This is a genomic window from Planococcus sp. TJ-201, assembly GCF_058268495.1.
Genome location: NZ_JBZDOG010000015.1, coordinates 1 through 8,133, shown reverse-complemented (window position 1 = coordinate 8,133; position 8,133 = coordinate 1). Strand labels below are relative to the sequence as shown.

The window sequence follows — 8,133 nt, the reverse complement described above, 5'->3', positions numbered from 1 at the left end:
TTAGAAATAAAAATTCATACTGAAGAAAAAACGTTGCAACTAAAAAGCCGATCAATGCCAAAATCACGATTATAGTACTTATATTTTTTTTCATCCTAAACTCCTCATATTTCATTCTTGTCTAAACAATATTTTTTAATACTTTAACTAAGTTTGAATGTAACTTAACTGCACTTAAGTTACATTCACTTCCCCTAGATTAGTATGTTTATTTGTTCCAGATCCTGGCCCATAAACTTCGTGTATCTTTTTTGGGTGTTACCGTTTCAGGTTCGCTTTCTGGCTGCTGTGAGGGCGATTCAGGCGCTTTTAAATCGGGTTCCTCCGATACTGGTGCAAGTAATTGCTTCTGTTGCTCTTCCATCCGATCAATCTTCTGCTGCATTTTCTCCAATACTTCCACAAACATGATATCTCGTTCTTTTTGGCGCTCTTCTTGTTGCTGTATCTGGATTTTCAGCTGTTTCACTTCATTCAGCGTAGCAGCTGCTATGTCGTCGCTACCGCGCTCGCGTGGCGCTACGGAGACGTTCTTTTTTAAATCACTAGATGCTTCTATAACAGCCTCTTCAAGCGATTTTCTACCGCTATGTACTGTCGCTATGATGCCTTCAATCGCTATGCACTCGCTATCGGTGTAAAGACGGGCATTTTTATGGGTTCGTTTGAATTGGATCCCTTCTTGTTCAAGCAAAGCCGAATACTTTCGCAATGTAGAGGGCTGGATATTTAATTTGGCACTTACTTCGCTAGGAGTCATCATCAAATCATCACCACCTCTTTTTTAATACACCACTGGAACTTTTTTGATAGTAAGCAGATGACCTTCTGGCAAAAGTAGTTCATCCGATGACTTTATTTTATGTAAGAATACTTGTTTTTTCTCTAGGACTTTGAATGGCACCCTATTAGAATTGACTAATTTTGCAACTTGAAATGTACATCTTTTATGGTTTTCAGCTTTTTTATAAATATACTCCAGCAGAATTTCAGCTTCTTCTTTTGCATTAATTCCATTCTCAATTTCAAGTTGAAGAGGAAAATCGAACCCTTTAATACGTTCATTAGATTCTTCGAAATACAATTCATATTCTTTATAAGCTTCTGGAACCAACTCGATATCAGAGGCAATATAATAAAAATAAGTCATAATAAATCTCCTTTCAATGATTACAAATAGTAAAAGTGAGCTCTTTATAAGTTATTAAAACATGTATAACATATTAGATGTCAGATTATTGAATAGATATGGGTTTACATATCACAAGTTATCAGAAGTAATTGAACAGAAAGAAGATGCTAGTAACTCAGCATCTTCTTTTTAATTTCTTATAGGACTGCCGATAATTCGGGATATGTAAACCTGTATCTCTATTTCCTTAGTCTCCTACCGCAAACACTTTTTTCTTTTGGTCCAGCGCAGCCAAACATAGCACTTTTAATTCTTCAGCAAACATATTTATTCCCCAAGTTGTTTTATCTACTTCCCACTTTTTCTTTGTGGTAACGCTATATTCATTTAGCAGATGTTCGCAAATAATGACCAGTTCATTTACTTCTCTAGCTGAAAACACTCGATCACTGTATTGATCCAGGTTTAAAAGAAGACCATATTTTTTTGCTGGATCTCCCTCCTTTGTGAGCAGATAATCTTGCAGATCCTCCTCGAATTTCACGTATTTTTCAGAACTAGGCATCTCTTTTCGCGTATTGGCAATATAAAAATCGATTCCAACTCCAGCTGTCATTTGTTTTCCTCCAACTTTTTAAAAATGAATGATTGCTACTTATCTTTTCACATCCGAAGGCGACAAATTTCTTCCAGGAACCACCCCGATTTGGGAGTGATGTATAACTGGACACTTTTGAATTCTTCAGCAAAGTAGTTTAACTACTTGTCAATTCTTGCAGTAGTACGGACCGAATTCTCTTTCGTGGGTGATGATAAAAGTCCATTCCCCGTTCCAATCCATCACGTATAAATCTTCATGATCAGTAATTAAATCTGTTAGGGTCAAACTTTCTGCATTTTCTAGCACATAAGCATCGTCCACATGCTGAAAAAAAATCGTGCATTTCCCTTTTTTCTGTTTTAAGAAAGCTCTCACGGCTTCTTCCCCATCAATGTGCTTCCGTTCTTCATAACTAAATAAATGCCATAAATATTGTTGTAAATAAATCGTTCGTTTTCGATTCGTTGACAAGTGACTAGCAAAACTTTCTTTCCATTTCCCCCGTAAATATCCACCCCATTTAGGGATTTCCTTTACATGAAGCTCTTGTCTAAAATGCACAATCTTATCCCCCTTGCGTTCTTATCTATCGAGATTTATATAACTCATATAAAAGGAATTCTGTTCCTTTTGCAAAACTAAACCGATGCACTTTGAGGCTTGATTATATGCGAGGACTTTTCAAAATTAAGATACCTTTTTCGGTTCCCACAGAAGCTCAAATCAAACGGGAAAATTCACGGACCCAGCAAAAACAGAGAAAGAGCATAAGGAAAACGTGTCCCCATTTTCAATGGGGGACGAGGCAGAGCCTCGTGTTTGAATGGGACCATTAAATTTTCATTTTGGTACAGTTTTGTACCACGAAAAAATCACTTTGGTACAATTTTGTACCAACTTTTTAGAACGCAAAAACAAATTTTTTTGTCCTGAATATTCATTTCCAGCTGCGCCGATCGCGCCAAAAGATGACGGACTTTTTCTCTTTTTATATTTTTTTCTGGTGATCCTGCAGCCAAAAAAAGGTGCCTCCATATGGAGGCAAATGGCTTTTTTAAGGGCCTCCACGTGGAGGCCTTTAGCCCTTTTTCGTGATATCACTCAAACCCCAGGCTCCGCCTGGTCTAGCACCGAAAGTGATAGCAGATTTCCCTTATGCTCTTCCGACTCTTTTTCTTGGATTCGTGATTTTGGGTGTTGTCTAGTAGCCCCTGCAGGAAACCCAAACGGCGCTGTTCTTTTTGAAAAAAAGAGGTGCGTATAAATGGGCACTCGTCGTGAACTTGTTCCTTTGTTTTCTCAAACGGGATTCCAAAAACGAAGGGCCAGAAAAAAAGAACGGGTGATCCGAACGTCAAAAAGTCCATAAAAAAATTCCCGGCAATCTTTCTAAAAACGGAGAAAGACTTGTCGGGAATTTGCTTTTCAAGAGGTTGGTTTTTCTTTTTTCCAAGATTGCAATGAATTGCCTAACCAAAAAAGAATAGTGAAAATCAGAATGGTTAAGAGATTAAAGTCTATATCTAAAAAGGTAGTGTATAACCCGATAAAAGCAAAAAAGATAACAGCACTTCTGATATTGTCACTAGCGAAAAGTTTATCTTTAATTTTCATTGCTTCTCCTCCTATTCGGTACAAGTGATATAGCTTGTTAAGTTAACCTATTCTTTTTTCTGTTTCTTTTCGGCCAACTTTCTCAGCACTTGCTCTTTCTCTTTGGCCAGTTCGGGATTCGGTTCGGCAGCTTCTTGTGGTTCGTTTCTGGACGTGAACCAGTCCGGCAATTTTTCTTGTCGTCCGGTGGATCGTTCCTTCATCGGCTGCAGATCGGCGAACGTAATGTGTCCTCCGGCTTCATGGATCTCCCACGCAGAAGTGATTTTGGATTTGATAAACCCTAGAGGATTCTTGACGGTCTTTTCCTCGTTGACGTAGCGAATCAAGAACTCCAATTCCCGTTCGGCGGTGTCTTGCCAAATAAGCGAAGCGCCCTGATGCAGCTGCGCAAAGAACGCTGTATCGAATTGATACTCCTTAGCCAATTCGTTCATTCGCACACGCAGTACTTCCATTTCGCTGAATTCTTTAATCGGCTCTAACTTATCTTCAAGATGAGGAATGTGAATTTCTTTTTCTGGAGCATGACGAATTGTAAACTCAATTTTTTTTACACTTCGACCTTTTTTAATCTCTTTATAAACTATATAAAGATCGGTTTTACTATTCATCTCATCCACTGCAGTTTTTAAAACACGGGATTTAAAATGTCCGTATTGTTTGTACTGCCCTTCTTCTACTCCTATCTTTCCTTTTAATTCAGCAAGAGGACATTCCCAACGTCCTAGATGTTGCCACTTTTTCATGAGTTCATATAATCGGATTGAATAAGTGCTGTTTAAAGATAAAATATTGCTTAAACGATATGACGTAAATTGATTTTTTAGTTGTAACATATATGGTTTCAGGTCTGGAGAAAAAGATAAATCAATAACACCTTCCCCTTTAAGATATTTGGCACTAGATATCCAGTTAGCTAGTAACCAGTCACCATCTCCTAAAGGTATTTCAATAGTCTTTGATATTAATTGTTTAGCTATTTGTTTAATTTCTGTATATTTTGTACTACCTTCAAGTCCCAACATTTCTGTAAATTCTCGTATTGATATTCGATAATGTTTAAAATCGCTATCAGATGGCTCAATCATGCTTACCATCGTAAGCACTATTTTTTGTTCCCTTGCAGTCAAAGGGTTATTATGACGAGCTTCAATTAAATCGTTTGATTGTGTAACTAGATAACTATTATCCATACAATCTCTCCTTAATGATCACAAATAAATTATCTTGTGATGGAATATAATTTAATTATATTATATAATTCCATCAAGTCAATAAATATCACAATATAAAATAAAAAGTGATAGTTAGGACCGAAAGTGTGATAGTTCAGGGACCGAAAGTGTGATAGTTGGGACCGAAAGTGTGATAGTTGGGACCGAAAGTGTGATAGTTCGTCTCTAAAAAACCAGTCATACCAAGGGCTCAGATGCTCTCTAAAACACTTAAAACAAAGTAATTAAACAAGTAATATAAAACACCAACAACACACGCGTGCGCGTGAAGAGGGTGGTGGTGGGAGAATAAATGGGACCGAAAGTGTAGTATTTCAAAACAAAGAAAAAAACCGTTCCTAGAAAAGGACAGGTCTTCCTCAGTCTTTATCTATTCGTTAAACGGTCAAAAACCACCCTAGAAGCGTTTTTAAGGTGAAATTCGAATACACCCAAACCTATCCAGCTAAAAGACCTTAAAACACCCTCAAATGGATTTTTTCACCAACTCGGTTTGGACCTTGACTAAAAAAGGAGATTAACGGCTTTCGGTTTCGTCCATCTGTTCATAGGCGTCGTCGTTTTCGATCCATTCGCGGTGATAGGGATTCAGCCGATCCACCAACAAACGTCCCTGGTCATCGGCTTCCAATTTGTAAAACTCAAAGTGACGATTGGCTGCGGAAATTCGGCGGAGAAGTTCTTGTTGGGTGTTAAGAGGTTCGATCATGTAAAGGCTCCTTTCTTGAATGGCTCTTTTTAGTTTGTGCGATTCAAGAGGGAGAAAAAGAGAACGAGTGCCCACTTACGCACCTGGTCCAAAATGGGCCAAGTGCCCACTTATGCACCGGTTGCTGCAGATGGGTTTTTCACGCGGTGAAAAAGAAATAATTCTTCGAATTGGACCCGCAGGGGCTTCCTCTGCTTCATGTGTTTCAGTTGGAAAAAGAAGGGATGTCATGAAATAATAAGGCGTATAAAAAATTGTATTGAAAACAATCATTGAGCAACTAACCAGTCAAAAAAGGGAGGGTTCACAAGATGCATTTTCAAAACATCAAACGCTTATTTACCGGACCCATTTTTTCTAAAAAAATAGATCCATTTATTGTGGTTGCTTTTTCCATTACGGGTGCCTTTATTGGGGCTTCTACTCCCTTTTCCCTCTGGAAAATATTCTTGATTGGCGTCCCACTCGTCTTGCTCCTAATTGCCATCCTCAGCGTACTTGGCGCAAAATGGCGGAAGAAAAAAGGAATAGAGGAAAACGGACATTCCTAAAAAACGGACATGACGAAAATATCTGGAAGAAGCTGCGTGTTTTACAGGCGAAAGGCCTTTAAATTGCTTTCAATTTGCTCGTCTGTGATGCCGATGTAGCGCAACGTAATCTGCGGATGCGCATGGTTGAGGATATTCTGCAGCTCGGCAATATCCTTGAATTGCTTGTAATGCCAATAACCAAATGTTTTGCGCAGCGTGTGTGTGCCGATGCCATCCGGCATATCGACCATCTGGGCTGCCTTGTTGAGCTGGCGGTAAGCTTGGACACGTGTAATCGGTCCGTCGCCCTTGCGGCTCGGAAACAGCCATTCTGTGCCGTTTAAGGTCTCGATGTAGGCACTCAGCTCGTCGTAGATGTTGCCAAGGTGGATGGTCCGGCGTTTTCCCGTCTTCCCTTCGCGCAGCGACACCACCTGTTTGTCCTGGATCTCGCTCACCTTAATCTTTAACAAATCCCCGACCCGCAGCCCCGAATTGATGCCAAGAAGAAACAACATATAGTCTCGTTCGCCACACCACTTTTTCAAACTCCATTTCATGTCTTCAATTCGATCCAGCGACCGAATCGGCTGTACGTCTTTGATTTCGGTTTGTTTAGTCATTTTTGGCTCCCTTTTTCTTTTTAGTTGGGTACAACAGCGAGATCAGCGCCATCATAAAAAGCGCAAAGAACAAGCGAGCCAATAGGTTCGTGAAGCCCTCCATGATAAAAGTCAGCGCGAAAAATAAGGCAAAGATAAAGAAGGAGCGATAACGAACCAACATGCAACAATCCCCTTTTGGTTTCTTTATTTGTTTTTCGGTTGTTTTGTTCCTTCTGTTGGCTGCACAAGCCAGGTCAAGCCCGTCATTAAGGCCGCAAAAAGAAAACGAAAGAAGATATTCGTGAAATCGATAGGCAAGAAAAAAGTTGTGCCAAAACAGACCGCAAATACAATCAGATAACGAACACGCATGGACATGTTACTTCCTCCCTTTGTTTGTGAACCAGGTTTTATTTTTAGGGAAAAGCCGTATGTAGCGAACTACTCAAGGTGTTTTGTTCAAAAAAAAAAAAAAAGAGCGCCGCCAACAAAAAGCGAGCCCAGTAAAATCAACGATCTGAATGTATCTTTTTTTCTACTAATTTCAGTTTCGCTTGTTTTTTCGGTGAAGTCAATAGAATGGGGGATGTGAATGTAACTTAATTAGGATTAAGTTACATTCAGATTTAACAAAAAGTCTCGACAAATGTTTTCTAAACGTTAGTAACTTGGAGAGTATATTCTACCGGTATCGGTATCTAATACAAAATCAACTTCAATATCTTCTGAATAGGGAATTTGCTCGAAGTTATGAAGCCTACAAAATACGTTGGCAAAATCACGAGGCTCAAATGTTAATTGTTCTGCTTGTCGATACATCTGCCTCAATTGCTGCATGGAACATTTTTTACCGGTCAATAAGGCTTGGTTGAAGTAACCGTCAATTTCAATAATCATCATAATCACGGCTGGTTGCTAACCAGCTATATAGCTTAAATTTTCAATACTTTCCTTTTTCCTAGGTTACTAGAATTAAGATAAATCAAGTACTTCGAATGTAACTTAATTGCTAATAAGTTACATTCAGACATACTAAAAAGGAAAACTATATTTTTTTAGTAGCCTCCCATATTTTCAAAGCTACCGGATGGCACTTTTCAATTGATAAAAAAATCTCAAACCATTTTATGAAAACTTGCCGGATTCTTAATGCAAGTTCATCAACCGATTTCACAAAAGGCAAGAGCGCTACAATATCTCTGATTTCAGGGTCGTATTCATCTTCTGGGCACCCAAGATTCAATAAACCAATCGGATCCCACTCATCAATGATACTTTTTACAAGTATGTATTCTTCCATAACCACTCCCCCCTAATCTATGCTTTAGTCGTTCTAGTACAGCTTTGTTTCATGATTTGAATGTAACTTAATTCACAATAAGTTACATTCAAATCAAAGAATTTATAAAACTGAAGTTGAACTGAAATTACTTTACAGCATCGTTTTTGTTATATAAATTTTTATAGCTAACGACCAGAAGAATGTAAATAAACACTAGGGATATAAAACTTCTAGCATTGAATCCATCAGTCGCTGAAGTTTCATCAAGTATAATGCATGCCGCTATAGCTAATATGCTAATGACACTAAAGAGAATAAATAATGGCTTGCGTGTTGAGAAATACTCTTGCTTTACTTCAATTACTAAATAAACGATTGCGAAGATAAGTGAAGCAATACGAGTTAGAAATAAAAATTCA

15 protein-coding genes are annotated in these 8,133 nt (G+C 38.5%); 1 reads left to right on the top strand and 14 read right to left on the bottom strand.

The window, feature by feature from the left end:
- Positions 1 to 208 precede the first annotated feature (208 nt).
- The 8 genes from AC4EG4_RS19055 to AC4EG4_RS19020 all read right to left on the bottom strand — a co-directional run bounded on the left by AC4EG4_RS19055 (position 209) and on the right by AC4EG4_RS19020 (position 5,294).
- A complete protein-coding gene (locus AC4EG4_RS19055; RefSeq protein WP_490988715.1) occupies positions 209 to 763 on the bottom strand; it encodes a hypothetical protein in 555 nt (184 codons plus the stop codon).
- Between the two features lie 21 nt (positions 764 to 784).
- Positions 785 to 1,150 (bottom strand): hypothetical protein, encoded by a 366-nt coding sequence (locus AC4EG4_RS19050; RefSeq protein ID WP_490988714.1) that lies wholly within the window; start codon positions 1,148 to 1,150, stop codon positions 785 to 787.
- 229 nt (positions 1,151 to 1,379) lie between these two features.
- Complete coding sequence (locus AC4EG4_RS19045) at positions 1,380 to 1,748, bottom strand: hypothetical protein (protein WP_490988713.1); 369 nt, start codon at positions 1,746 to 1,748, stop codon at positions 1,380 to 1,382.
- Between the two features lie 150 nt (positions 1,749 to 1,898).
- Positions 1,899 to 2,294: a DUF4275 family protein gene (locus AC4EG4_RS19040; RefSeq protein WP_490988712.1), complete on the bottom strand. Its 396-nt coding sequence runs from the start codon at positions 2,292 to 2,294 to the stop codon at positions 1,899 to 1,901.
- 311 nt (positions 2,295 to 2,605) lie between these two features.
- Positions 2,606 to 2,752: a hypothetical protein gene (locus AC4EG4_RS19035; RefSeq protein WP_490988711.1), complete on the bottom strand. Its 147-nt coding sequence runs from the start codon at positions 2,750 to 2,752 to the stop codon at positions 2,606 to 2,608.
- A gap of 406 nt (positions 2,753 to 3,158) precedes the next feature.
- Entirely contained in the window at positions 3,159 to 3,347 is a 189-nt protein-coding gene (locus AC4EG4_RS19030) for a hypothetical protein (protein WP_490988710.1), read from the bottom strand.
- Positions 3,348 to 3,394: 47 nt separating this feature from the next.
- Positions 3,395 to 4,543 (bottom strand): replication initiation protein, encoded by a 1,149-nt coding sequence (locus AC4EG4_RS19025; protein ID WP_490988709.1) that lies wholly within the window; start codon positions 4,541 to 4,543, stop codon positions 3,395 to 3,397.
- A gap of 559 nt (positions 4,544 to 5,102) precedes the next feature.
- Entirely contained in the window at positions 5,103 to 5,294 is a 192-nt protein-coding gene (locus AC4EG4_RS19020) for a hypothetical protein (protein WP_490988708.1), read from the bottom strand.
- 311 nt (positions 5,295 to 5,605) lie between these two features.
- Between AC4EG4_RS19020 and AC4EG4_RS19015 the strand changes: the two genes are divergently transcribed.
- Positions 5,606 to 5,845: a hypothetical protein gene (locus tag AC4EG4_RS19015; protein ID WP_490988707.1), complete on the top strand. Its 240-nt coding sequence runs from the start codon at positions 5,606 to 5,608 to the stop codon at positions 5,843 to 5,845.
- 41 nt (positions 5,846 to 5,886) lie between these two features.
- On the opposite strand, the gene AC4EG4_RS19010 is transcribed toward AC4EG4_RS19015, so the two are convergent.
- From AC4EG4_RS19010 to AC4EG4_RS18985, 6 genes are all read right to left on the bottom strand, one after another.
- Positions 5,887 to 6,450, bottom strand: coding sequence for a site-specific integrase (locus AC4EG4_RS19010; protein ID WP_490988706.1), 564 nt, complete (start codon positions 6,448 to 6,450; stop codon positions 5,887 to 5,889).
- A complete protein-coding gene (locus AC4EG4_RS19005; protein ID WP_490988705.1) occupies positions 6,443 to 6,613 on the bottom strand; it encodes a hypothetical protein in 171 nt (56 codons plus the stop codon). The genes AC4EG4_RS19010 and AC4EG4_RS19005 overlap by 8 nt, the downstream gene beginning before the upstream one ends.
- Before the next feature lie 23 nt (positions 6,614 to 6,636).
- On the bottom strand, positions 6,637 to 6,810 hold the full coding sequence (locus AC4EG4_RS19000) for a hypothetical protein (RefSeq protein ID WP_490988704.1): 174 nt from the start codon (positions 6,808 to 6,810) through the stop codon (positions 6,637 to 6,639).
- Between the two features lie 282 nt (positions 6,811 to 7,092).
- Positions 7,093 to 7,332: a hypothetical protein gene (locus AC4EG4_RS18995; protein ID WP_490988703.1), complete on the bottom strand. Its 240-nt coding sequence runs from the start codon at positions 7,330 to 7,332 to the stop codon at positions 7,093 to 7,095.
- A gap of 145 nt (positions 7,333 to 7,477) precedes the next feature.
- Positions 7,478 to 7,732, bottom strand: a complete 255-nt coding sequence (locus tag AC4EG4_RS18990; protein ID WP_490988702.1) for a DUF1871 family protein — start codon at positions 7,730 to 7,732, stop codon at positions 7,478 to 7,480.
- 127 nt (positions 7,733 to 7,859) lie between these two features.
- Positions 7,860 to 8,133: hypothetical protein (locus tag AC4EG4_RS18985; RefSeq protein ID WP_490988701.1), on the bottom strand; the 274-nt coding region annotated here is incomplete at its 5' end.

Coding starts and splice junctions, on each gene's coding strand:
- AC4EG4_RS19055 (WP_490988715.1), bottom strand. CDS start 763: ATGATGACTCCTAGCGAAGTAAGTGCCAAATTAAATATCCAGCCCTCT.
- AC4EG4_RS19050 (WP_490988714.1), bottom strand. CDS start 1,150: ATGACTTATTTTTATTATATTGCCTCTGATATCGAGTTGGTTCCAGAA.
- AC4EG4_RS19045 (WP_490988713.1), bottom strand. CDS start 1,748: ATGACAGCTGGAGTTGGAATCGATTTTTATATTGCCAATACGCGAAAA.
- AC4EG4_RS19030 (WP_490988710.1), bottom strand. CDS start 3,347: ATGAAAATTAAAGATAAACTTTTCGCTAGTGACAATATCAGAAGTGCT.
- AC4EG4_RS19025 (WP_490988709.1), bottom strand. CDS start 4,543: ATGGATAATAGTTATCTAGTTACACAATCAAACGATTTAATTGAAGCT.
- AC4EG4_RS19020 (WP_490988708.1), bottom strand. CDS start 5,294: ATGATCGAACCTCTTAACACCCAACAAGAACTTCTCCGCCGAATTTCC.
- AC4EG4_RS19015 (WP_490988707.1), top strand. CDS start 5,606: ATGCATTTTCAAAACATCAAACGCTTATTTACCGGACCCATTTTTTCT.
- AC4EG4_RS19010 (WP_490988706.1), bottom strand. CDS start 6,450: ATGACTAAACAAACCGAAATCAAAGACGTACAGCCGATTCGGTCGCTG.
- AC4EG4_RS19005 (WP_490988705.1), bottom strand. CDS start 6,613: ATGTTGGTTCGTTATCGCTCCTTCTTTATCTTTGCCTTATTTTTCGCG.
- AC4EG4_RS19000 (WP_490988704.1), bottom strand. CDS start 6,810: ATGTCCATGCGTGTTCGTTATCTGATTGTATTTGCGGTCTGTTTTGGC.
- AC4EG4_RS18995 (WP_490988703.1), bottom strand. CDS start 7,332: ATGATGATTATTGAAATTGACGGTTACTTCAACCAAGCCTTATTGACC.
- AC4EG4_RS18990 (WP_490988702.1), bottom strand. CDS start 7,732: ATGGAAGAATACATACTTGTAAAAAGTATCATTGATGAGTGGGATCCG.